The sequence below is a fragment of the Pseudarthrobacter sp. CC12 genome, assembly GCF_039907755.1.
In the GTDB taxonomy this organism is placed as follows: Bacteria; Actinomycetota; Actinomycetes; order Actinomycetales; family Micrococcaceae; genus Arthrobacter; species Arthrobacter niigatensis.
Genome location: NZ_JARDJH010000033.1, coordinates 32974 through 56847, shown reverse-complemented (window position 1 = coordinate 56847; position 23874 = coordinate 32974). Strand labels below are relative to the sequence as shown.

Genomic DNA, 23874 nt, shown 5'->3' with positions numbered 1-23874 from the left:
CGGCGCTGCCGGTGACCACGGCATCGATGCCATCGAGCTCGGCGACGCTGAGCGGTGCCGCCGGAGAGTCGACGCGGGGGGGGGGGCCCCCCCCCCCCCCCCCCCCCGGGGCCCCCCCCCCCGCTTCTATGTGCGCACGGTGTGCGGTGGGGAGGCGGGACCGGAGTCAGGCCTCCCGCGGAAGCGCGGGGACGCGGGGACGCAGCAGCAGCGCCGCCACCACTCCGCCGGCAGCGCCACCCAGGTGCGCCTGCCAGCTGACGTAGCCCGCTACAAAGGGAAGGGCGCCCAGCAGGATGCTTCCATAGCCCATGAAGAGGACAACTGCGAGCAGTATCTGCCGCCAGCTGCGGTTGAAGAACCCACGGACCAGGAGGAAGGCAAAGAGCCCGAAGACAAGCCCGGATGCGCCCACCGTGACACCGTCGCCGATGAGCCAGACGGCCACTCCGCTGCCGAGCCAGCTGAAGGCCAGCGCCGTGAGGAAGACCCGCATCCCGGAAAGGAAGACCAGGAACCCGAAGATGACCAGGGGCAGGCTGTTGGACAGCAGGTGGTTCAGGTTGGCATGCAGCAGCGGGAAGGTGAAGATGTCCAGCAGCCCGTCGGCGCTCCTGGGCCGCAGCCCGAAGGTGCGTGTAAGGGCGCCCAGCATCATCGTGTTCACCACTTCGATGGCGAACAGGAGTGCCACGAATCCGCCAAGCACCAGCAGTCCGGCTTTGGCGCGCGTCGCGATTGTCTGCCGGTCCGGGCCGCGCCCGCTGCTCCCCAGTCCGTTACCCAGCCCGGCCATGGCCGTTCCTAGTGCACGACAATCGGCTGGAAACCCTCGGCGCGAAGTGCACTGAGGACCTGCTCGCCATGCTGGTGGCCCTTGGTTTCGAGGTTTACGGTGATGGAGACATCGCCCATGCTGATGGAGCCGCCCACCCTGGTGTGGTCCAAGCCGGTGACGTTGGCGTCGTTTTCGGCGATGATGCGGGCGATGGTTGCCAGCGAACCGGGGCGGTCGTCGAGCATCATCCGCACGGTCATGTAGCGTCCGGCTGCGGAAAGGCCGCGCTGGATGACTTTCAGCATCAGCATCGGGTCGATGTTTCCCCCGGAAAGGACCACCACGGTGGATCCGGGGTTTTCAATCTTGCCGTCCATGAGTGCGGCGACACCCACTGCCCCGGCGGGTTCCACCACCATCTTGGCCCGCTCGAGCAGGAAGATCAGGGCGCGGGCCAGGGAGTCTTCACTGACGGTGACCACATCGTCAACCAGTTCGCGGATGATGCTGAAGGGCAGCTGTCCCGGACGTCCCACGGCGATGCCGTCCGCCATGGTGGAGACCTTCTTCAGGGGCACCAGCGCGTCAGCGGCGAGTGAGGGCGGGTAGGCGGCGGCGTTCTCCGCCTGGACGCCGATGATGCGGATCTCCCGGCCGAGTTCCCTGGCGCGGGCCTTGATGGCGACAGCGACTCCTGCCAGGAGCCCGCCGCCGCCCACGCCCATGAGGACCGTGTCGACGTCGGGGACCTGCTCCAGGATTTCCAGGCCTACGGTCCCCTGGCCTGCCACGACGTCCACATTGTCGAACGGGTGGACAAAGACCATGCCGGTTTCATCGCTGTAGCGCTGGGCTTCGGCGAGCGCCTCGTCCACGTTGTGCCCGTGCAGGATGACTTCGGCGCCGTGGCTCCGGGTGGCGGCGAGCTTGGGCAGCGCCACGCCCAGCGGCATGTAGATACGGGCTTTGATGCCAAGGCTTTTGGCGGCAACTGCAACGCCCTGGGCGTGGTTGCCGGCCGAAGCTGCCACGACGCCCCGCTTTTTCTCTTCCGGGGAGAGCCGGGCCATGCGGACGTAGGCGCCCCGGACCTTGAAGGAACCGGCACGCTGCAGGTTTTCGCATTTGAAATGGACGTCGCCGCCCACCATGCCTCCCAGTGCCCGGGACGATTCAACGGGGGTGCGCGCAATGATCCCGTCCAGCAGCTTCTGCGCCTCAAGGACATCGTCCAGTGTGACGGGAAGGGTTTCAAGGATCTTCACGGACTACTCTCCTCTGGGTTTTGCCCCGGTGCCCTCCGGGGAGGCGGCGCGGGCATCACGGTGCTCGGATGACGTGCCGGTTTCCGGGCCGTTCCCGGCGTCGGATGCAGTTGGCGGTTCAACGTCCTCGATGGTGTTGTCCCCGCCCGCTCCGGCGGTGATGGGCCTCCCGGCGATTACCGGCACTTGTTCATGTTCCCACGTTCTGGCGGCAATGTAGCGAACGGCCGAGTTTGCTACGGCGAGAATCGGCACGGAGAACAGCGCGCCGGGGATGCCCGCGAGGTACGAGCCTGCCGCAACGCTGAGGATCACGGCGACCGGATGGAGCGACACTGCCTTGCCCATGACCAGGGGCTGCAGGATGTGGCCCTCGAGCTGCTGGACCAGCAGGACGATGCCCAGCATGATCAGGGCGTTCACGGGACCGTTGGCCACCAGGGCCAGGAGGACGGCTACGACGCCGGTCACCAGGGCGCCCACCACGGGGATGAAGGAGCCGAGGAACACCAGCACGCCCAGGGGAAGAGCGAGCGGTACGCCGATGATGGCGGCGCCCACGCCGATGCCCAGCGCGTCGACGGCGGCCACGAACATCTGGATGCGGGCGTAGCTGACCATGGATGCCCAGCCCTTGTGGCCGGCACCGAAGGTTGCTGCCCGGGCCTTGCGGGGAAGCATCCTGACCAGGAAGGCCCAGATCCGGTCCCCCTCCAGGAGGAAGAAGATCAGGATGAACAGCGAGAGCAGCATGCCGGCGGCGAAGTGTCCGGCAGTGCTGCCAAAGGACAGGGCGCCGCTGAGGATGCTGCTGCTGTTGTTCTGCAGTGCGTCGGTGGCGTCCTTGACATACTGGTCGATCTGGGTGGCGGTCAGGTGCAGGGGCCCGCTGGACAGCCAGTCCTGGACCTGCCGGACGCCTTCGAGGGCCTGGGAATAGAGTTCGCCGAAACCGACCGCCAGCTGCCTGCCCACCAGTGCCAGCGCTCCGGCGATGACGCCGATGAAACCGATCACGGTCAGTGCGACGGCCAGTCCTGCGGGCAGCCCGCGGCGCTTCAGCCATGACGTGACTGGGCTGAGCAGCCCGGCAAGGAGTGCGGCCACCATGATGGGAATAATCAGGAGGGTGATGTGGCTGAGCAGCCACACCAGCGTCCCGGCCATCAGGAGGATCAGGCCCAGCCGCCACGACCAGGAGGCGGCGATGCGGATGCCGTAAGGGATGTCCTTGTCCAGTTCACGGTCGGTGAGCACCCGCAGGGGGGCCGCTGCGGTGGCAGGTGCCGGCACCGGGGGCACCGGTGCTGGATGGGCAAAGGTAACGTCGTCCTCTTGTGGCGTCATGTACCAATACTTCCCCAGCGCCGCTCCAATGGGAAACTACTGCCCTGCCGTGCCGGGGGTGTAGTCGATTCCCCATTCCATGCTGAAGGACTCCCCCGGCGCCAGCCACCGGAGGCCCTCGCCGGAGTTGAAGGCATTGGCCGGTCCCGTCATCGGCTCCACGGCGACCGCCCGCGTCCGGCCCGGATAGACCGTGCTCACGAAGACGTGGACGTACTGGCAGGATTCGTCCTGCCAGAGCGAGACGCTGCTGCCGTCACCCGCGGCCAGGGTATGCCTGGCCACACCCTCCTCAAAGCGGAGGTCCGTCAGGGCTACGTCCACCGCAAGGTCCGCGATGTGCCGGCCGGCCCGGAAATCAACGTCCCCGTCCACCGGGGCTGCACTGCGCGGGATGAGGCGCTCATCGGTTACCAGGCGGGTCCCGGCAGACACTGTCAACTGCAGGTCCCCGGTCGGAGTGTCACCGACCCGCAGGTAGGGGTGCGCGCCGAGGACGAAAGGTGCGGCCGCCGCACCGTCATTGGTGAGTGTCTGCCGGACCTGCAGCCCCAGGTCTTCCGAAAGCTGGTACTCCACCCGGTGCCGCACCAGGAACGGGTAGCCGTGCTGCGGAAACACGGTGGCCTCCAGCGCCACAGCGTGCGGGGATTCCCCGACCGGGACGTAGCCGGCATTTCGAAGCAGGCCGTGGCTGGCGTTGTTCCGGGACACTTCCGTGATGTCCAGTTGTTGCTTCTTGCCGTCGAGGAACCATTGTCCGTTCTCCACCCTATTGGCCCAGGGAGCCAGCGTGATGCCGGCCCCGCCCGGTGCAATCTCGCCATCGCCGTAGGTCTCGGTCAGGAGGACCCCGCCCCGGCTGAACGAACGGAGGCCGGCGGCGAGTTCGGTCACTACGGCTACGGCGTCGCCGCGGCGGAGCTCGAATTGCCGGCCTGTGGCACAGGGCCGGGCTGTGGCTTCCTGTTCGGAAAAGGCAGTCATGGGGATTACCGTACAACGGGCGGCCGGGCACCTCCATTCCGCCACTCTGTTACTTTTTGTTCTTAACTATTCATTCTTGATCGTTTATGCCACACTTTTTTCATGACAGGGATCACCAGCACCAATCTCTCCGACGGCCGGGAGCTGTTCTACTTCGACGACGCCGGCACCAGCGTCCCGCGTGCGGCGCACTCGACGACCGACCACCGCGGCCTGCCGCCGCGGGCGGAACCCGGCGAAGTCCGTTTCGACGCACTGACCGACGAATGGGTGGCCATCGCAGCGCACCGCCAGGCCCGCACCCACCTGCCGCCGGCGGACCAGTGCCCCATCTGCCCCACCACCCCCGGGAATGCTTCCGAAATCCCTGCCGCCGACTATGACGTGGTGGTCTTCGAAAACCGGTTCCCCTCCCTGGGACCGGCGCTGGGACCGGTTCCGGAGGATGCCGCCTGGGGAACCAAGGGCCCTGCCTATGGCCGCTGCGAGGTGGTGTCCTTCACCCCGGACCACACCGGGGCCTTCAGCGAGCTGAGCCAGGAGCGGTCCCGGACCGTGGTCGAGGCGTGGGCGCAGCGCACCGCTGCCCTTAGCGCCATGGCGGGCATCCAGCAGGTGTTTCCGTTCGAGAACCGCGGCGCGGACATCGGCGTGACCCTGCACCATCCGCACGGACAGATTTACGCCTACCCCTACGTCACGCCGCGCGCCGGTGTCCTGGGTGCCGCGGCCCGGAGGTACTACGACGCCAAGGACGGCCGGGATACCCTCACCGGCTCACTGCTCCGCGCTGAGCGGGAGGATGGCAGCAGGATGGTGGTGGAAGGAAAGCACTTCAGCGCCTATGTACCCTTCGCTGCCCGGTGGCCGCTGGAGATCCATCTGGTTCCGCACCGCCAGGTCCCCGACCTCGCCGCATTGGGCGGGGAGGAGAAGGATGAACTGGCCCATGTCTACCTGGACCTGCTCAAGCGGGTTGACGCCCTGTATCCCACCCCCACCCCGTACATCTCGGCGTGGCACCAGGCGCCGCTGGACGCGGTCCTGCGCCCGGCGGGCTACCTCCACCTCCAGCTGACATCCCCGCGCAGGGCAGCCGATAAGCTGAAGTACCTGGCCGGGTCGGAAGCGGCGATGGGCGCCTTCATCAACGACACCACCCCCGAAATCGTGGCGGAACGGCTGCGCACCGTTGCCGTCCCGCCGTCGTCCACGCCTGCTGCCGCCCTTGCGGCCACCACGGAAGGAGTGCATGCGTGAGCCCCCAAAACCACCCCGATGCCGGAGCCGCCGCGCCACGGGAGCTGGCGGCCCGTTTTGAACAGGAGTTCGGCGCCGCTCCCGACGGCGTGTGGCAGGCGCCGGGGCGGGTGAACCTCATCGGCGAACACACAGACTACAACGAAGGCTTCGTGCTGCCCTTCGCCATCGACCGCACCGCCAGGGTGGCCGTGGCAGCCCGGCCCGACTCCGCCGTCCGCCTGTTGTCGACCTACGGCGACCAGGGCCTGGTCACCACCTCGCTGGAGTCACTTCAGCCCGGAACCGCCAAGGGATGGACCAAATACCCCCTGGGCGTCATATGGGCCCTCCGGGAACGGGGCATCGACGTCCCGGGCGTGGACCTGCTCCTCGACTCGAACGTCCCGCTGGGTGCGGGCCTGTCGTCGTCGCACGCCATCGAATGCGCTGTCATCACCGCACTCAACGACCTCACCGGCGCCGGGCTGGCAGCCGAGGACATGGTGCTGGCGACCCAGCGCGCGGAGAACGACTTTGTGGGTGCGCCCACCGGAATCATGGACCAGTCCGCGTCCCTGCGCGGCTCAAAGGGCCATGCAGTCTTCCTGGACTGCCGGGACCAGGCGGCGCGCCTGGTCCCGTTTGAAACCGAACCCGCAGGCCTGGTGCTCCTGGTGATCGATACCAAGGTGTCGCACTCCCACGCCGACGGCGGCTACGCCTCACGGCGGGCATCGTGCGAGCTCGGCGCCGAGGTCATGGGGGTGAAGGCCCTGCGGGACCTGGAGGTAGCGGACCTTGAGGAGGCAAGCGGGCTGCTGGACGAGGTCACGTTCCGCCGGGTGCGTCACGTGGTCACCGAGAACCGCCGGGTGCTCCAGGCCGTGGAGCTGCTGGGCGGCCCCGGCCCAAGCGCCATCGGCCCCCTGCTGGACGCCAGCCATGCATCCATGCGGGACGACTTTGAGATTTCATGCCCTGAACTGGACTTGGCCGTGGACACCTCCCGGGCCAACGGTTCCATCGGGGCCCGTATGACCGGCGGCGGGTTCGGCGGGGCAGCCATTGCCCTCACGCCGGTGGAAGCCGAACAAAAGGTGCGTGACGCCGTCGTGAAGGCTTTCGCGGACGCCGGGTTTGCGGTCCCGGACATCTTCACGGTTTTCCCTGCAGCCGGAGCCATGCGCATCGCCTAGGCGGGCTTCGCGTTAAATGGCCGTGGGCCCCACCGGTTCGGTGGGGCCCACGGTCCTTTGGAGTACGACGGCGGAAGTTGCCGGGGTGCCTAGTCGTCGCCGCGCAGGATGGCCAGCAGGCGGATGATCTCCACGTACAGCCAGACCAGCGTGACCGTGAGGCCGAACGCTGCCGTCCAGGAGAACCGCTGCGGGGCGCCGCTGCGGACGCCCGCCTCGATGCTGGTGAAGTCCATGATCAGCGAGAAGGCGGCGAGGCCGATGGCCAGCAGGCCGATGAAGACGCCCAGCGGGATGCCGAAGATCTCGACGGAGGTGCGCAGGCCGAACGGGCTCTGCACGGCGCCTGTCCACATCATGACCATGTTGATCAGCGCGAACACGGCATAGCCGATAAGGGCGATCATGAAGAACCGCATGGCCTTCGGGGTGGCCCGGACCTTGCCGCTCTTGAAGAGGACCAGGGTCACGGCGAACACCGAGAGTGTGCCAATCACGGCCTGCAGCCCGACACCGGGGAACATGCCGTCCAGGATCCGGGTCAGGCCGCCCAGGAACAGGCCCTCCAGGGCAGCGTAGGCCAGGATCAGCGCCGGCGAGGGCTGCTTCTTGAAGGTGTTGACCAGTGCCAGGACGAACCCGCCCAGGGCACCGACGAGCATCAGCAGGGAAGCCAGCCCCTGCGCCACCACCAGGGTGACTGCTGCGCCGGCGATCACCGCGGCGAGGCAGGCGGCGGTCTTCATGATGACGTCGTCGAACGTCATCCGGCCGGTGTCCGCGGGCCCTGCCGACGGCTGGCTGTACATCTGCCGCAGCTGTTCGTCCGTCACGCTCTGCGGCTGGGTGCCCCAGCCCTGCTGGGGATACGGCTGCTGGCCGTAGGGTACCTGGCCGTACGGCTGCTGGCCGTAGGAAGCGCCATAGGGAGCCTGCGGGACAGGCGGTGCCTGGGTGGCTCCACGGAAACTCTTTCCGTTGAAGATCGGGTTGCCGCCAAGTGCCATTGCGGGATTCCTCCATGTGGGTGTGGGTGATGAGCTTTTTGTTACGCTACCAATTCCCACGTGGGGGGCGACGCGAAAGTTCCCATGGGGCCCGGTTGCAACCGAACCGTGACCGTTGCCACGGTTGGTACCCGGGCCCCATCAGGAGGGCTAACCCACGCCCAGGTACGCCTCCTTGATGGAGGGGTCCTCCAACAGCTGCCTGCCGGTGCCGCTGTGGGTGATCTCCCCCGTCTCGAGCACGAATGCCCGGTGTGCTCCGGCCAGGGCCTGGTTGGCGTTCTGCTCCACCACAAGGACGGTGGTTCCCTGGTTGTTGATCTCCTTGATGATCTTGAAGATCTGGCGGATGAACTGTGGCGCAAGGCCCATGGAGGGCTCATCGAGCAGCAGCAGTTTCGGGTTGGACATAAGGGCCCTGCCGATGGCAAGCATCTGCTGCTCACCACCGGACATGGTTCCCCCGTACTGCTTCTCCCGCTCCTTCAACCGCGGAAACAGGTCGAAGACCCGGTCCAGGTCCTTGGGCACTCCACTTCTGTCCTTCCGCCCGAACGTTCCCATGTCGAGGTTTTCCATGACGGTCATGCCAGGGAAGATGCCGCGTCCTTCCGGGGCCTGGGAGATTCCGTGCACCACCCGGATGTGGGCCTTCATCTTGGTAATGTCCTGGCCCTCGAAAGTGATCCTGCCCTCGGAGCAGTTCAGCAGGCCCGAGATGGTCCGCATGGTGGTGGTCTTGCCGGCACCGTTGGCACCGATCAGCGCCACCACTTCGCCTTCGTCGACGGTGAAGGAGATGTCCCTGAGGGCCTGGATGCGGCCATAGTGGACTGAAACTCCCGCAAGTTCAAGCAACGTCATCTTCAGGCTCCCCTAGGTAAGCAGCAATAACACGCGGGTCTTCGCGGATTTCGCGGGGCAGTCCGTCCGCGATCTTCTTCCCGAATTCCAGCACGACGATCCGGTCGGTCACGCCCATGACGAGTTTCATGTCGTGCTCAATCAGCAGCACGGTGTAGCCCTCGTCCCTGATGGTGCGGATGAGGGCCATCAGTTCCTCTTTTTCGGCCGGGTTGAAGCCGGCTGCGGGCTCGTCCAGGCAGAGGACCTTCGGGTCAGTGGCCAGGGCCCGGGCAATCTCAAGCCTGCGCTGGTAGCCGTAGGGCAGCTGCCGGGACAGGACATGGGCATGGCTGCCGATGCCCACGAAGTCCAGCAGGGCCATGCCGCGCTCGATGGCCGACTTTTCCTCCTTGATGTGGGTGGGCAGGCGCAGCAGCGCTCCGCCGACGCTGGTCCGGTGCCGCGCGTCCAGGCCCACCACCACATTCTCCAGCGCGGTCATCTCACCGAACAACCGGATGTTCTGGAACGTGCGGGACAGGCCCAGCCGGGTGATCTTGTGCTGCTTGATGCCGTTCAGGACCTGCCCCTCCAGCACCACTTTTCCGCTGGTGGGCTTGTACACGCCGGTCATCGCATTGAAGCAGGTGGTCTTCCCGGCGCCGTTGGGCCCGATGAGGCCCAGGATCTCGCCGCGCTTGATGTTGAAACTGATGTTGTCCAGGGCCACCAGGCCGCCGAACTTGATGGTCAGGTTCTGCACCTCCACGATGTTGTCGCCCACCTTGACCGCGATGTCGCGGTCCGGGGCGACCTTCTCGGCCAGTTCCTGGTCCACGCCGGCCTCGGCAAGGGCGTCCATGTCCAGCTCCGGCGCGATCGGGGCCACCGAATCCTCCTGAACCTGGCTGGCCTGGTCCGCGCTGTGCCGGCCCGGGCTTTGCTGCGCCGGCTGCTCCTCGACGCTGCCGGAGCCCGCGTGCCTTTCCTCGGAGCTCATGCCTCCGCTCCTCTCTGTCCGGCCACCGGTGCTTCGGGGCCGGCCGGTGGATTGTGTTTGTCTTTCGGCGCCGAACCTTCACGGCTGGTGACCTTGTTCAGCGCCGTCCTGCCGTAGGCAAGCAGCCGCTGCCGCGCGGGCAGGAGCCCCTGGGAGCGGAAGATCATGATCAGCACCAGCGCGATCCCGAAGATCAGGTACTTGTACTCGGCGATGGCCGTGAACCTCAACGGGATGTAGCTGACCAGCGCTCCACCCAGAATGGCGCCCACCTTATTGCCGGCACCGCCCAGGACGACGGCGGCGAGGAACAGGATGGAGGTGGTGACGTCGAACTTCTGGTTGTTGACGAACCCCACCTGCCCGGCGAAGAGTGCACCGGAAAGCCCGCCGACTGCAGCGCCGATGGCGAAAGCCCACACCTTGTACTTGAAGGTGGGAACACCCATGATTTCCGCCGCGTCCTCATCTTCGCGGATGGCAATCCAGGCGCGGCCCACCCGGCTGCGTTCCAGGTTGCCCACCAGGAGGGTGACGATGATGATGATGGTCAGGGTCAGCCAGTACCAGGGCACACCGTTTGAGTTGGAGAAGATCGGCGTTCCGTCGGCACCGTCACCCGGCGGGTGGCCGACGTTCTGGAATCCCACCTGGCCCTTCATCGCAGGAATGATGGTGGCCAGGATGCGGATGATCTCCCCGAAGCCGAGCGTCACGATGGCGAGGTAGTCGCCCCTGAGCCGGAGTGTAGGCACGCCCAGCATGACACCGCAGAACATGGTGACTGCCATGGCCACCGGAAGCGTCCAGAGGTAAGGGATGTGCAGGTAGGGCGAATCCGGGCTGGTCAGCATGGCGGCAACGTACGAACCCACCGCAAAGAAGGCGACGTACCCAAGGTCCAGCAGGCCGGCGTATCCGACCACCACGTTGAGGCCGACGGCGATGAGCGCGAACCGGGCCATGTCGAAGCAGGCCAGCGCGAAGTTGTTGCCGGGCTCCGTGGTGATGATGGGCGGGTTGAGCAGCGGAAGCAGGTAGGCCAGTACCACGACGACCACCAGGAAGGCCCACTGCTGTTGGCGGGACAGGGCGTGCCAGCGGTCCGAAAGGTAACCGGTCGTGCGCTTTCCGCTTGGGCGGTGGTCGCTCTTGCCTGCGGCTTTCTCGGAAGCTTCACGTTCCTCGGCTGCCTGCTGGGCTGCAGCGGTCTGCAGCGGCGTGGGGCCGTCCGTCATACTCATGCTTTGCTCCTTCCAAGGGAGGTGCCCAGGATGCCTTCAGGCCGCAGCAGCAGCACGAGCACCAGCACCACGAACGCCACGACGTCGGTCCACTGCGAGTTGCCCAGCAGGATCTGGCCGTAGTTGCCGATCAGGCCAAGCAGCAGCCCGCCCAGCAATGCCCCCCGGACGTTGCCGATGCCGCCGAGCACCGCGGCGGCAAAGGCCTTGATGCCCAGGACGAAGCCACCGCTGTACTGGACACCGGACGGAATTTTCATGACGTAGAACAAGGCGGCGGCTCCTGCGAGGAGGCCTCCGATGACGAAGGTGGTAATAATGATCCGCTCTTTGTTGACGCCCATCAATGTGGCGGTGTCAGGATCCTGGGCAACGGCCCGGATGCCGCGGCCGGTGCGGGACTTGCTGATGAACCTGTCGATGCCCACCATCATGATCACGGCGGCGATGATGATCACCAGCTGCTGCGAATCGATGATGGTGCCGAAGACGTCGAAAATGGGGGTGGGCCGGAACATGGTCAGGGCCAGTTCGGGGCTGGGACCGCGCCAGAGGTAAATGAGGTACTGGATGGTGAAGGAAGCACCAATGGCGGTGATCAGGAAGACCAGGCGGGGCGCGTTTCGTTGCCGCAGGGGCTTGTAGGCGATCCGCTCCAGCAGGAACGCTGTCACGGCGGATGCCAGCATGGCCAGGACCAGCGCCAACAGCAGGTTCAGGATGATGGCCCAGATGTCGAGCCGGGGAGCTGAGGGGCCGAAGCCTAGGCTGCTGAGGGTAAAGAAGACGGCGTAGCAGCCAACGATGAACACTTCCGAGTGCGCGAAGTTGATCAGGTTCAGGACGCCGTAAACCAGGGTGTACCCCAGCGCCACGAGCGCATAGATGGCCCCGAAGGTAAGGCCGTCAAAGGTGGCACTCCAGAAGTTCTGGGCCAGGGACGGTATGTCGAAGGTGATCCAGTCGTTTTCCGTCGGGAGTAGTGGGACAAGAGAGGGAAGCATGGGAACATCCTGATCCAGTTGCACGCGGCCTTGTGGGCCCGGCCGTGGGACTTGTGTCTATTGACGTTGCTTGGTCCTGGGCTGCGCCAAGCGAAGAAAAGGCTGTGGGGGCCCGCTGATGCTGGCCCCCACAGCCGGTTCATGCGTGGTTGCTAGTCCCCAATGGGACCGACCGGAACGATCTTTCCGTTCTCCACCTTGTAGCCGTAAACCGTGGGGGCCTGGAGCTCGCCCTTGGCATCCCACTTGTAGTGCTTGCTGAGTCCGTCCTTGTCATAAGCCTTGACCCAGGCCAGCAGGTCAGCACGGCTCTGCTTGCCGGCGTCGATACCGGACAGGAGGACGGTTGCGGCGTCGTAGCCTTCGATGGAGTACGTTCCGGGCTCTGCTCCCTTGGAAACGTCCTTGTAGGCCGATGCGAATTCCGGAATCAGCTCACCCGGGAGGCACGGGCAGGTGAAGTACGCGTTGTTGGACGCGTCACCGGCCTGCTTGATGAACTGGTCATCCTTGACGCCATCAGGTGCCACGAACGTTCCGGTGAAGCCCTTTCCAACCAGCTGCTGGTCGAACGGGGCGCCCTCGGCGTAGTACCCGGAGTAGAACACCGCGTCTGCCTTGGCATTCATGATCTTGGAGATGACTGCCGAGAAGTCCTTCTGCCCTGTGGTCACCTTTTCCGTCCCGGCAAGGGCACTGCCCAGGCCTGCGGAGGTGGAGGTTCCCAGGCCGATGCCGTAGTCGGAGTCATCCTGGACCAGGTACACCTTCTTCGCGCCGAGCTTCCCGGTGAGGAACTTGGCGGCTGCGGGGCCCTGGACGGCGTCATTGCCGAGGCCCCGGAAGAACGTGGTCCAGCCGTTGCCGGTCAGGCCGGGGTTGGTGGCCGACGGGGTGATGTGGACCAGGCCCTTCTGCTCGAAGATGTTGCCCGTGGCCTTGGATTCACCGGAGAACGGCAGGCCGATCACACCCACGATGTCAGACTCGCTCACCAGCTGGGTGACGGGGCCGGTGGCCTTGTTGGGGTCACCTTCAGTGTCGAACTTCTTGAACTGGACCTGGCACCCCGGGTTGGACTTGTTGTGCTGGTCGATGGCCAGCTGGATGCCGTTGAAGATGTTGACGCCGAGCTGGGCATTGGGGCCGGTCTGCGCGCCTGCGTAGGCGAGAGTGGTGGTCGAAGGGCAGGTCGCCTTCCCGTCGCCGGCAGGCTTTACCGCACCGGCAGGGACATCGACTTTCGAAATGGCGGGGATGTTCACCTTGCCGGACGAGCCTGAGCTTTCCGTGGTGCCGGGGCCCGCCTGGTTGGCACAGGCCGACAGCAGCATGCTGAATGTGGCTGCTGCTGCCAACGAGGTGAGGACTTTCTTTCGGTACATTTGTCTGCCTTCCGAAACAGGGCCATGCGATGCGCGTGCGGATCAATGGGGCGCTTCGGCGCCCGGAATGGGACCAGGAATTCCTGATTTAGGTTCAAGCTAGTGCATAGACAGCAGCGAAACTGAGTGACAGAGGTCACAGCCTTATAACAGTCGTTGCCTATGCGGAATTTAAACGCAGGAAGCCGCCTGCTGTGCAGGCGGCTTCCCGGTGTGCAAACCCTCAGGGCGCCGGAAGGAACCAAGGTGTACCCCAGGTGGGACTCGAACCCACAACACGCGGATTTTAAGTCCGCTGCCTCTGCCAATTGGGCTACTGGGGCGCCGGGTCCATGGTACCTGCCCGGGACGCGTTGGCTGGAAACGCCGACGGCGGCCGTTCCCTGCAAAGGGGACGGCCGCCGTCGGACGGTGTCAAGCGTGGTGGAACAAATGCGCTACTTGGCGTTGGCCGCCACGGTTTCCTTGGGAGCGGCGGTGGCCGTGGCGCTGGAGCCGCCAGCCGGCACTGCTGCGGGCGCAGCGGCTGGCTTGGGGGCGGGAGTGGCCGCCGAGACGAAGGCACCGCGCGGGTTGTCCAGGTCCATCAGCTGCGTGGTGTCGCGTCCGGCGAAGAAGCCGATGATCCAGTTCAGGATGACGCGGAACTTGCGCTCCACCGTGGGCATGGCCATGCCGTGGTAGCCGCGGTGGGCCAGCCAGGCGAGGCCGCCCTTGAGCCCGATCCGGCCCAGCAGGTTGATGTTGGCAACACCCTTCCACTCGCCGAAGCCGGCCACTGCACCAAGGTTCTTGTGCTTGTAGTCCGCCAGGGGCTTGTCCCAGCGGGAAGCCCACAGGTTCTTGGCGAGGCGCTTGGCCTGGCGCAGGGCGTGCTGGGCGTTGGGGACGCAGGTTCCGTCCGGCAGGCCCTTGCCCGTGAGGTCTGGAACTGCGGCGATGTCGCCGGCTGCCCAGGCGTTCTCCACGATGCCTTCGTCGCCTGCGATGCGCAGGTCCGGCAGGACGCGGACGCGTCCGCGGGGCTCGAGCGGGAAGTCGGTGGAACGCACCATCGGGTTTGCCTGCACGCCGGCGGTCCACACCAGGGTGTCTGCCTCGAACTCCTGGGCAGGGGTCTTGTCCGGAAGGTTGATCAGCTTCAGGGTGCCTTCGGCGCTGTCCAGCGAGGTGTTCAGCAGGACCTCGATGCCGCGGCTGCGCAGGTGCTCAACCACCCAGTCGGCCTGCTTGGCGGTGACCTCGGGCATGATGCGGCCCATGGCTTCGACCAGGACGAAGCGGACTTCCTCCTGCTTGATGCGGGGGTTGTTGCGCACGGCGGCGCGGGCGAGGTCTTCCATTTCCGTGATGCACTCGATGCCGGCGAAACCGCCGCCGACCACCACGAAGGTGAGCGCCCGGGCGCGTGCCGCGGGGTCCGTCATGGTGGAGGCAACCTCGATGCGCTCCAGGAGCTTGTTGCGCAGCGCAACGGCTTCCTCGATGGTCTTCAGGCCGATGCCCTTGTCCGCCAGGCCCTTGATGGGGAAGGTGCGGGTGATGGCGCCGGCTGCAAGGACGACGTCGAAGTAGGGAACCTCGAAGTTCTCGCCGCCGTCGGCAGGAGCCACCACAGCCGTCCGGTTGACGTGGTCGATCGACGTGACGCGGCCCTGGATGAGCTCAGTCTGCTTGAGGTGCTGGCGGTGGGAGACCACTGCGTGGCGGGCTTCGATGTTGCCACCTGCCACCTCGGGGAGGAAGGGCTGGTAAGTCATGTAGGGCAGGGGATCAACGACGGTGACGATGCCACCTGCATTCGCGATCTTCTTCTGCAGTTTCAGTGCTACGTACAGGCCGACGTACCCGCCGCCGACGACGAGTACCCTGGGACGGTCCTGGGGCTGTGGGGTGGTTGCCATTGTTCAAGGATACAGGAGTTTGTGAAAATCTTCACTAGCCGTCGGACGCCTCCGTAACCTGCTGGTTCCGGGGTGCTTGCACGCTTTCCATCACCCCGGTATCCGGTTCTTCAACGGCCAGGGAGCCGTTGCGGGCAGCCCTGCGGAGCTGGATGGCAGCGGCCGCGATGATCACCACGAAAAGGACGGCAAAACCGATCACGACGGCGGCGCCAATGGCGCTGTCCCGCTGTGACGGGGCCTTGGCGGCGGGAACGGTGGCTTCCGGCAGCGTGGGTGCGGCGCTGGGCACTGGCGTCGCGGTTGGGAGCGGGGCTGCAGGCGCGGCGTTGCCGCGCCTGTGCACGCGGATCCACTCGGCGATGGTGCCCAACGGATTGACGGTGGCCTGCGGAACGTCGGCCTTGAGGGCCGCCTCGGCATTGAGGATCCCGTAGCCGTACAACGGATCCTTGCCCGGGGCCCCGGCGTCCTGGGCGGTGGAGACGATCCTGTTGATGACCTGTTCGGCGCTCATGTCCGGCCACTTGGACCGGATCAAGGCGGCCACGCCGGCCACGATGGGGGTGGATCCGGACGTACCGGCCCATTCCGCGTAGCCGCCGCCGGGGAGGCCGCCGAGGAGGTTCTCGGCGGGTGCAGCCACCCCGATGCTGATGCCCTGCGATGACGCGTCCACGCTGGCCACGTTCTTGCGGTCAAGGCCGGCGACGGTGAGCACGCCGGGAATGGTGGCCGGGGCGCCCACCTGGGTGTTGCCGCCTACCCGGTTTCCGGCAGCGGCTACGATGACCACGTCCTTCTGTTCGGCGTAAAGGAAGGCGGCATCCCAGCTTTGCGGCCATTGCGGCGTGGTGCTGCCGAGCGAGATGTTGATGACCTTGGCGCCGTTGTCCACCGCCCAGCGCACCGCCTCCGGAATCTGGTCCTGGTCGCTTTTGCCGGACGGGTTGGCCGAACCGAGCCAGGTTGAGACGGAGAGCAGCTGCGCTTCGGGTGCCACACCCATGATGCCGTCCGGAGGAACGGCCGGTCCCGGGCTGGGACTGGGACTGGCGCTGGCGGGTTGGTGCCCGCGCCCTGCCAGCATGGTGGCTACGAGGGTGCCGTGTTCCGGCTTGGAGCCGACGCTCTTCTGGCCGTCCGGCTGGCCCGAGCCGGACGCGTCGTAGCCGCCCACAACGGAGCCTTTCAGGTCCGGGTGCTGGGCATCGATGCCGCTGTCGATGACAGCCACTTTCACGCCCGCGCCCTTCGACACCTCCCAGGCCTTGGTGATGCCCGAGTCCGCCAGCCAGTACTCCTTGTCCCGCCATTCGTCGGCACGCGCGGACGGGGCGGTAAACAGGCCGGCACAGAGGCAGCAGGCGGCCAGGAGGACCGCCACTGCGGCGGCCACGGCACGGGAGACAAGCGGGGTTGAAGCTGGGGTGGAATGCATGGACTACCCGATGCTCAGTGCGATGCCGTCAAGGATGTCGTGCTCGCTTGCCGTGGCTGCGGTGATCCTTCCACCGGTCAGCTCCCCCATCCGTTCCAGGATGCGCCGCCATACCAGTCCCCCGGCACCGATCACGTCGACCCGCCCGGGGTGCATGTACGGCAGGGCTGCCCGGCCGGCGCGGGTCATGTCCAGCAGGTCGGTGGCGGCGTCGCCAATCTTCCGAATGGGAAGCGCCACGCCGTGGATGGCCTCCGGCGTATATTCCGGCAGGCGGAGCGCATGGGCGGTGATGGTGGTGACGGAGCCGGCCACCCCGACGACGGCGGTGGCGCGTTCCAGCGGTACGTCACGGCCGGCGCGGGCCATGGCCTCGTCCACGTCGGCTTCCGCTGCGGCAATCTGTCCAGCGGTGGGCGGATCGTTGCGCAGGTGCCGTTCGGTCAGGCGGACGCAGCCAATGTCCACGGACTTGACGGCCGTGACGCCTGCGGCGGTGCCCAGGACGAACTCGGTGCTTCCCCCGCCGAGGTCCACCACGAGCACCTGCTGGCCGTCGAGGACGGGCAGGACGCTGCTGGCCCCGGCAAAGGACAATGCCGCTTCCTCGCCCCCGGAGATGACCTCCGGTTCCACGCCCAGCAGTTCCCTGACGCCGTCCACGAAAACATCCCGGTTGCGCGCGTCGCGGCTGGCGGACGTGGCAACGAAGCGGATCCGCCCTGCGCCGTGCTCCTCGATGAGGCGGGCGTAATCGGCTGTTGCGGCGAGGGTGCGCTCCAACGCCTCCGGGGCCAGCTCTCCGGTGGCGTCCACGCCCTGCCCGAGCCGGACGACGCGCATTTCGCGGTGGACGTCGGTAAGGACCGTGCTGCCGTTGCTGCGGTCGATGTCGGCGATCAGGAGCCGGATGGAGTTGGTGCCGCAGTCGATGGCGGCCACGCGGGTCACTCTGGCACCCCCGTGGTTCCGGCGGATTTCCGGACCGGGGCGGGACGGCCCACGATCTCCGGCAGCCCTTGGGGCCCGTGGCGGCTCAGGTCGCGGGAAGGTGCCTCACCGGCGGTGTCCCAGGCGCCGTCGCAGTAGCACTTGTCAGCAGTCCACCACTCGCTGATCATCCGGATCGCTTCGTCGCCCAGGGGGTTGACGCCGCTGCCCGCGGCCAGGGAGTGGCCGACCAGGACGTGCAGGCACTTGACGCGGGTGGGCATACCGCCGGCGGAGACGCCGTCGATCTCCGGCACCGGGCCGATGCCCGAACGCTGCCCAATGGCTTCGCGGGCGGCGAGGTACTCCTCGTGGGCTGCCCTGTAGGCCGTGGCCAGCCTGTCGTCACCGGCCAGCTGGTCGTTCATGCTGTTCATGACCCCGGCAGCTTCAAGCCTGGAAACCGCGGACGTGATCACCGGGTGCGTCAGGTAGAAGGTGGTGGGGAACGGTGTGCCGTTGCTGAGGCGGGGTGCGGTGGCCGCCACGAGCGGGTTGCCGCAGACGCAACGGGCCGGAATCTCCACGACGTCGCGGACGGGGCGTCCCAGCTGCCTGCTCAGTACTTCAAGGTCGTGTGCTGTTGGTTGGCGGGATTCGTCCCGGGCGGCTGCCGTGTTGTGTTCCACTGTCGCGGGCCGTCCTTCCTGTGCGGTTCAGTCTGTGGCCGCGCGCCTGATGGACTCCCACAGGGAATCCACCCACGGCAGATCGGCGGGGTCTTGTGCTGCTGCGCCGGCGGGGCTACTGCTTTCTCCGGCCGGCTCATCGCTGCCAAAAACCCAGTAGCCGGTTTCGCCCGGCATAACCATGTTAATGCGGTCACGGGCCTGCTGCTTGACGTAGTTGGGGTCCTGCCAGCGTGAAACCTGCTGCCGGAGGGCATCGCCCTCGGCCTGGCGTGCAGCGATGTCGGCATTCAGGGCGTCGATTTCGGCCTTCTTGTCGAAGAAAATCTTGACCGTGGGCGCCAGCATGATGGTAATGGCCACCATCACGACAGCCAGAGCCAGCATGCGGCCGGAAAACGCCTTGGCGGGGACGGGATGCTGTTCCTCGTCGGCGCGGCCGGGATCCTTGCCGTCAACGGGACTGCTGCCCTTGCGCGCGGCGGAGGGCTTCGGAGATCTGGCCTCCCCTGCCGTCCCAGCGCGCTGCCCGGCGGTTGTCCGCCCGTGCCGGTCCGTCGATGGTGCAGGGGCCGCGGCGGCACTGCCCTTGGCCGGCCGGAAATCCGCCCGGATGACCTCGGCGCCGGCGGAGGATCCGTCGTCGGCCGTTTCCTTGGCTGGACGGGTGGGGGCGACCTTGGGAACTTTGGGGCGGCGGGTAGCCATGACACTCCTGAAACGCAGCCTGCCGGGCCGCCACTATTTGTGCTGGACAGTCCCGGCAGGCAAACACTGCTGGAACAAATGCTGCTGTAAACAACAGCGGTGGCTATGGTCTTTCAACCATAGCCACCGCTGAAGGGATTAGCCGGTTACTAGCCCTTGAAACGCGGGAACGCGCTGCGGCCGGCGTAGCGCGCGGCGTCGTCCAGTTCCTCTTCGATGCGCAGCAGCTGGTTGTACTTGGCGACGCGCTCGGAGCGGGCAGGTGCGCCGGTCTTGATCTGGCCTGCGTTGGTGGCCACAGCAATGTCGGCGATGGTGGTGTCCTCGGTTTCGCCGGAGCGGTGCGAGGTGATGGTGGTGTACCCGGCGCGCTGGGCGAGGCTGACGGCGTCCAGGGTCTCGGTCAGGGAACCGATCTGGTTGACCTTGACCAGCAGGGAGTTGGCGGTTTTGGTGTCGATGCCGCGCTGCAGGATGGACGGGTTGGTGACGAAGAGGTCGTCGCCCACCAGCTGGACCTTGTCGCCGATGGCGTCGGTGAGGGTCTTCCAGCCTTCCCAGTCGTTCTCGTCCAGCGGGTCCTCGATGGACACCAGCGGGTAGTCGGCAACAAGTTCGCCGTAGTAGGCGCTCATGTCGCTGGCGGACAGGGACTTGCCTTCGAACTGGTAGGCGCCGTCCTTGTAGAACTCGGAGGAGGCAACGTCCAGGGCCAGGGCGATGTCCTTGCCCGGGGTGTAGCCGGCGTTCTTGATGGCTTCGGTGATGAGGTCCAGGGCTGCGCGGTTGGACGGCAGGTTGGGCGCAAAGCCGCCCTCGTCACCCAGGCCGGTGGACAGGCCCTTCTGCTGCAGCACCGACTTGAGGTTGTGGTAGACCTCGACGCCCCAGCGCAGGCCCTCGGAGAAGGTCTCGGCACCGATGGGGGCGATCATGAATTCCTGGATGTCGACGTCGGAGTCGGCGTGGGAGCCACCGTTGAGGATGTTCATCAGTGGCACGGGCAGGACGTGGGCGTTGGGGCCGCCCAGGTACTTGTACAGGGGCAGGTCGGCCGAGGCTGCGGCTGCGTTGGCGACGGCCAGGGAGACGCCGAGGATGGCGTTGGCGCCGAGCTTGCCCTTGTTGGGGGTGCCGTCCAGGTCCAGCATGGCCTGGTCGATGCTGCGCTGGTCAGTGGCGTCGAAGCCGGTCAGTGCCGGGGCGATCTGGTCGATGACGGCGTCGACGGCCTTCTGCACGCCCTTGCCGAGGTAGCGGCCCTTGTCGCCGTCGCGCAGTTCGACGGCCTCGTGCTCACCGGTGGAGGCGCCGGATGGAACCGCGGCGCGGCCGATCTGGCCGTCGGACAGCAGGACTTCAACTTCGACGGTGGGGTTGCCGCGGGAATCGAGGATCTCGCGGGCGTGGATGGCATCGATAAGCGCCATGAATTTGCTCCTTATGGGCGATTAACGGGGGGAATCAGGCAGAAAACTCGACGTACTCGTCAGGGTCCAGCCTAGTCGAGAGTGCTCCGGGTTACTCAAACCGGTCAAGGCCGGGACGTCATGATGGCGCGGGGTCACTTTCGCCCCACTGGCCACGCCGGTAGCGGCGGACAGCGTCCCGCAGGGCGCGCTCAGCGTCCATCCCGCTGTCCCGGGCAGAACGGACGACGGCGAGCAGCAGGTCTCCGAGCTCCTCCTCGCTTCCAGGCACGGGAGCCCCCTCGGGGAGCTCCAGCCCGGCGCGTGCTGCACGGTCCAGTGACTTCTGCGCCCTGGCCAGCGCCGGGAGTGCCTGCGGGATGCCTTCGAAGGGGTCCTGCCGTTCCGGCTTTTCTGCCCGCTTGACGGCATCCCACTTCTGCTCGATCTCCGCCACGGTTGCCGGGAAGGTATCCTGCAGGGATCCGTCGGCCCGGAAGACGTGGGGATTCCGGCGGACCATCTTGGCTCCCAGGCCGCGCGCCACGTCGTCGAACGTGAAGGCTCCGCGCTCCTCCGCAAGGCGGGCGTGCAATACCACTTGGAGCAGCACGTCGCCCAGCTCGCCCTGCAGTTCGGCGTCGGGGTGGCCTTCCTCGATGGTCTCGGCCACTTCGTAGGCCTCCTCGAGGAGGTACTCCACCAGCGAAGCGTGCGTCAGGGCGCCCATCCAGGGGCAGTGTTCGCGCAGTTGGGCAATTTGGCCCAGCAGTTCTTCGGTTGCAGGACTGCCGGGCCGGAAATCCGGATCAGCCAAGGTTGGCGTAGGCGTCGTTGATGTACTCCACCAGCGCTTCCTTTTCCTCCAAGGGCAGGAAGGATGCCTCGGCGGCGTTAAGGGTCAGCTCCAACAGGTCGTCAAGGTCGTAGTCGAAGGTTTCCACGAGCAGGTTGAACTCGTCGGTCAGGGTGACGCCGCTCATCAGGCGGTTGTCGGTGTTGATGGTGACGTTGAAGCCCAACTGGTAGAGCATGTCCAGCGGGTGGCTTTCAATACCTTCACCAAACTCCGCAATTGCGCCGGTCTGCAGGTTGGAGGAGGGGCAGATTTCCAGTGCGATGCCACGGTCGCGGACCCAACTGGAGAGGTCGCCCAAGGTGACCAGGCCAACGGTGTCGCCGGCTTCCTCGTCGTCGTCGAATTCCACCATGATGTCCTCGGCGATGCGGACACCGTGGCCCAGGCGGAGGGCGCGGCCGTCCACCAGCGCCGACTGGATGCTCTCCAGCCCGGCTGCTTCGCCTGCGTGCACGGTGGCGGGGAAATTGTGCTGGGCGAGGTAGGTGAAGGCGTCCCTGAACCGGCTGGGCAGGAACCCGTCCTCGGCGCCGGCGATGTCGAAGCCCACGGCGCCCTGGTTGCGGTGGCGCACTGCGAGTTCGGCGATCTCCTGGCCGCGGTCGGCGTGGCGCATGGCGGTGATCAGCTGTCCCACCTGGATCTCGCGTCCGGTCGCGGAGACGGCCTCGACGCCGGCCTCCAGTCCGTCCTGGACCGCCTCCACGGCCTCATCGAGGCTGAGCCCCTTCTGGAGGTGCTGTTCCGGCGCCCAGCGAACTTCGCCGTACACCACGCCGTCGTCCGCGAGGTCTTCGACGAATTCCTTGGCCACCCGGAACAGGCCGTCGTACGTCTGCATGACGGCCACCGTGTGGTCGAACGTCTCCAGGTAGCGGACTAGGGATCCGGAGTCGGCAGATTCGCGGAACCACTGCCCCAGGGCGACGGGGTCCGTTGAGGGGAGCGTGTGGCCAACGGCCTGCGCCAGTTCGATGATGGTGGCCGGCCGGAGTCCGCCGTCCAGGTGGTCGTGGAGGGAGACCTTGGGCAGGCTCTTCAGGTCGAAATCGATGGCAGGGGCGGCGTCAACAATAGGCTCAGTCACGTTCCCACCTTAGGGTGGGCCGCAGTCCAAAGCCAGCCGTTCGAAGCCGGCCGTTACTTGGCGGCGGGCCCGGCCTTTGCCGAGGGCACCACGAGGGCCTGCGTGCCGGGCCTGCCGTCCTTTGCTGAAGCGGAGGATTCGTCGGTCGGTTCGTCCGTTTCCGGTTCGTCGTGGCGGCCCAGCCGCTTGTGCCACCAGCGGAGCAGGTGGTCGATGGCGACGCCCAGGACAATGGCGAACACGACGGCGATGCCGGCGCTCAGCAGCGGATTGTGGTGCAGCCACGGGAACGAGCTGGCCAGCAAACCGATGCCAAGGGAGTAGCCCACCCAGGTCACGCAGGCAAAGGCGTCGAAGACGAAGAACCTGCGGTGCGAGAATCCGGTGCTTCCGGCCACGTAGTTGACGGCCACGCGGCCCCAGGGGATGTAGCGGGCGGTAAAGATGAGCACAGCGCCGCGCTTTTCGAGTTCGTAGCGGGCCCAGGCAAAGACTTTCCGGACTTTGGGCCGGCGCATCCACCCCCATCGGTCCAGGCCGATCTTGCGGCCCAGCAGATAGGCCATGTTGTCGCCGCAGATGGCCCCGACCAGCGCAGTGAGGCCGAGGATCCAGAGGTTGGGTTCGCCGCTGTGCCGCGAGAAGGCCGCAAGGGCAACGATGAGGGTCTCGCTGGGGACCACCATGGCGAAGCCGTCCACGAAGAAGAACACCAGCAGTGCCGGGTAGATCCACCACTGGCCCGCTGCATGGAGCACGGCCTCATTAATAAACTCCACGCGGTGTTGCTCCTGTATAAAAATGACACAGCCAAAGTGCCGCAGCCAAAGCGGAAATCGTTCCTAAGTGTCCCACGCGCCGGGCCCTGTCCGCTACGCCCCAATGCCCGGAATTACCTCCCTAAACGCGCAGGTTATGTCCCGGGTTCCCGGATGCGCTCCACCACGTTGGGTTTGCCGCGGAATTTGTTGATCAGCAGGTCCACCAGGATGCCCAGCGCTACAGCGCAGACAATGGCAATTGCCGCCCCCAGGACGTGGTTGTCCTCAAACCACTGCCCAAAGAAAAGCCCGATCGCCACCGAATAGCCGGCCCACAGGCTGGCCGAAAGGACGGTGAGGCCCACGAACCGCAGGTGCGGGTAGTGGGTGACGCCGGCGGTCAGGTTGACCGCCACCCTGCCGATGGGTATGAACCGGGCCACCAGGATCAGCGACGCCGGCCGCTTGCGCAGCTCCTGGCCGGCCCAGCGGAACGCGCTTTGCATGCGGGGCCCGCGCATCCACGCCCAGCGGCGGGTGCCCACCCGGCGGCCCAGGAGGTAGGCGATGTTGTCGCCGAGGAAGGCTCCCGCCGCGGCGACCAGTATCAGCAGCAGCGGATGGGGAACATCCGCGGTGGCGGCTACGGCGGCGAGGCCCACCACCACGGATTCGCTGGGAACGGGCGGAAAGAATCCGTCAATGATGCAGCAGGCCAGCACCAGGACCAGCACCCACGGCTGGCCCGCCGCGGCGAGGATGAAGTCATTGATGGCCTGCATGGG

General features: G+C 66.4%; 22 protein-coding genes and 1 tRNA gene. 2 read left to right on the top strand and 21 right to left on the bottom strand.

The features are described from left to right. Positions 1 to 166: 166 nt before the first annotated feature. Genes PV772_RS18595 through PV772_RS18580 form a run of 4 tightly spaced genes read right to left on the bottom strand, consistent with a single transcriptional unit; the run spans position 167 to position 4377 of the window. The gene (locus tag PV772_RS18595) at positions 167 to 796 is read right to left on the bottom strand and encodes a rhomboid family intramembrane serine protease (RefSeq protein ID WP_347887115.1); all 630 of its coding nucleotides are present in this window, start codon (positions 794 to 796) and stop codon (positions 167 to 169) included. Between the two features lie 8 nt (positions 797 to 804). After that, the gene (gene ilvA / locus PV772_RS18590; RefSeq protein WP_141161183.1) at positions 805 to 2043 is read right to left on the bottom strand and encodes a threonine ammonia-lyase; all 1239 of its coding nucleotides are present in this window, start codon (positions 2041 to 2043) and stop codon (positions 805 to 807) included. A gap of 3 nt (positions 2044 to 2046) precedes the next feature. Then, positions 2047 to 3390 (bottom strand): AI-2E family transporter, encoded by a 1344-nt coding sequence (locus PV772_RS18585; RefSeq protein ID WP_246857384.1) that lies wholly within the window; start codon positions 3388 to 3390, stop codon positions 2047 to 2049. A 36-nt stretch (positions 3391 to 3426) separates the two neighbouring features. After that, positions 3427 to 4377, bottom strand: a complete 951-nt coding sequence (locus tag PV772_RS18580) for an aldose 1-epimerase family protein (RefSeq protein WP_347887114.1) — start codon at positions 4375 to 4377, stop codon at positions 3427 to 3429. A 102-nt stretch (positions 4378 to 4479) separates the two neighbouring features. Here PV772_RS18580 and galT point away from each other — a divergent pair, with 102 nt between their 5' ends. Together galT and galK are read left to right on the top strand one after the other, a co-directional pair. Continuing rightward, positions 4480 to 5637 (top strand): galactose-1-phosphate uridylyltransferase, encoded by a 1158-nt coding sequence (galT, locus tag PV772_RS18575; protein WP_347887113.1) that lies wholly within the window; start codon positions 4480 to 4482, stop codon positions 5635 to 5637. After that, complete coding sequence (gene galK / locus PV772_RS18570; protein ID WP_347887112.1) at positions 5634 to 6815, top strand: galactokinase; 1182 nt, start codon at positions 5634 to 5636, stop codon at positions 6813 to 6815. Before galT ends, galK begins: the two co-directional genes overlap by 4 nt. 89 nt (positions 6816 to 6904) lie before the next feature. Here galK and PV772_RS18565 read toward each other — a convergent pair whose 3' ends face one another. The 17 genes from PV772_RS18565 to PV772_RS18485 form a co-directional block, all read right to left on the bottom strand. Beyond that, positions 6905 to 7822 (bottom strand): Bax inhibitor-1/YccA family protein, encoded by a 918-nt coding sequence (locus PV772_RS18565; RefSeq protein WP_347887111.1) that lies wholly within the window; start codon positions 7820 to 7822, stop codon positions 6905 to 6907. A gap of 150 nt (positions 7823 to 7972) precedes the next feature. Continuing rightward, positions 7973 to 8686, bottom strand: coding sequence for an ABC transporter ATP-binding protein (locus PV772_RS18560; RefSeq protein ID WP_141161187.1), 714 nt, complete (start codon positions 8684 to 8686; stop codon positions 7973 to 7975). Continuing rightward, complete coding sequence (locus PV772_RS18555) at positions 8673 to 9668, bottom strand: ABC transporter ATP-binding protein (protein ID WP_141181028.1); 996 nt, start codon at positions 9666 to 9668, stop codon at positions 8673 to 8675. The genes PV772_RS18560 and PV772_RS18555 overlap by 14 nt, the downstream gene beginning before the upstream one ends. Then, complete coding sequence (locus tag PV772_RS18550; protein ID WP_347887110.1) at positions 9665 to 10912, bottom strand: branched-chain amino acid ABC transporter permease; 1248 nt, start codon at positions 10910 to 10912, stop codon at positions 9665 to 9667. The genes PV772_RS18555 and PV772_RS18550 overlap by 4 nt, the downstream gene beginning before the upstream one ends. Further along, entirely contained in the window at positions 10909 to 11916 is a 1008-nt protein-coding gene (locus tag PV772_RS18545) for a branched-chain amino acid ABC transporter permease (RefSeq protein ID WP_141161190.1), read from the bottom strand. Before PV772_RS18545 ends, PV772_RS18550 begins: the two co-directional genes overlap by 4 nt. Positions 11917 to 12068: 152 nt before the next feature. Beyond that, a complete protein-coding gene (locus PV772_RS18540) occupies positions 12069 to 13301 on the bottom strand; it encodes a branched-chain amino acid ABC transporter substrate-binding protein (RefSeq protein ID WP_141161191.1) in 1233 nt (410 codons plus the stop codon). 249 nt (positions 13302 to 13550) lie between these two features. After that, positions 13551 to 13624: transfer RNA gene (locus PV772_RS18535), tRNA-Leu, on the bottom strand. Positions 13625 to 13738: 114 nt separating this feature from the next. Next, entirely contained in the window at positions 13739 to 15205 is a 1467-nt protein-coding gene (locus PV772_RS18530; protein ID WP_347887109.1) for an FAD-dependent oxidoreductase, read from the bottom strand. 34 nt (positions 15206 to 15239) lie between these two features. Then, the gene (locus tag PV772_RS18525) at positions 15240 to 16646 is read right to left on the bottom strand and encodes a S8 family serine peptidase (RefSeq protein WP_347887108.1); all 1407 of its coding nucleotides are present in this window, start codon (positions 16644 to 16646) and stop codon (positions 15240 to 15242) included. A 3-nt stretch (positions 16647 to 16649) separates the two neighbouring features. Continuing rightward, a complete protein-coding gene (locus PV772_RS18520; protein ID WP_347887107.1) occupies positions 16650 to 17597 on the bottom strand; it encodes a Ppx/GppA phosphatase family protein in 948 nt (315 codons plus the stop codon). Next, on the bottom strand, positions 17594 to 18265 hold the full coding sequence (locus PV772_RS18515; protein ID WP_307360569.1) for a DUF501 domain-containing protein: 672 nt from the start codon (positions 18263 to 18265) through the stop codon (positions 17594 to 17596). Before PV772_RS18515 ends, PV772_RS18520 begins: the two co-directional genes overlap by 4 nt. A 27-nt stretch (positions 18266 to 18292) precedes the next feature. Further along, positions 18293 to 18973, bottom strand: a complete 681-nt coding sequence (locus PV772_RS18510) for a septum formation initiator family protein (RefSeq protein WP_141161196.1) — start codon at positions 18971 to 18973, stop codon at positions 18293 to 18295. A 149-nt stretch (positions 18974 to 19122) separates the two neighbouring features. Then, positions 19123 to 20403: a phosphopyruvate hydratase gene (eno, locus tag PV772_RS18505; RefSeq protein WP_141161197.1), complete on the bottom strand. Its 1281-nt coding sequence runs from the start codon at positions 20401 to 20403 to the stop codon at positions 19123 to 19125. A 118-nt stretch (positions 20404 to 20521) separates the two neighbouring features. Further along, positions 20522 to 21112, bottom strand: coding sequence for a MazG nucleotide pyrophosphohydrolase domain-containing protein (locus tag PV772_RS18500; protein WP_141161652.1), 591 nt, complete (start codon positions 21110 to 21112; stop codon positions 20522 to 20524). Between the two features lie 79 nt (positions 21113 to 21191). Continuing rightward, entirely contained in the window at positions 21192 to 22328 is a 1137-nt protein-coding gene (locus tag PV772_RS18495; protein WP_141161198.1) for an adenosine deaminase, read from the bottom strand. A 53-nt stretch (positions 22329 to 22381) separates the two neighbouring features. Beyond that, entirely contained in the window at positions 22382 to 23107 is a 726-nt protein-coding gene (locus PV772_RS18490) for a DedA family protein (protein WP_141161199.1), read from the bottom strand. A 134-nt stretch (positions 23108 to 23241) separates the two neighbouring features. Beyond that, positions 23242 to 23871, bottom strand: coding sequence for a DedA family protein (locus tag PV772_RS18485; RefSeq protein ID WP_141161200.1), 630 nt, complete (start codon positions 23869 to 23871; stop codon positions 23242 to 23244). Between the last annotated feature and the right edge of the window lie 3 nt (positions 23872 to 23874).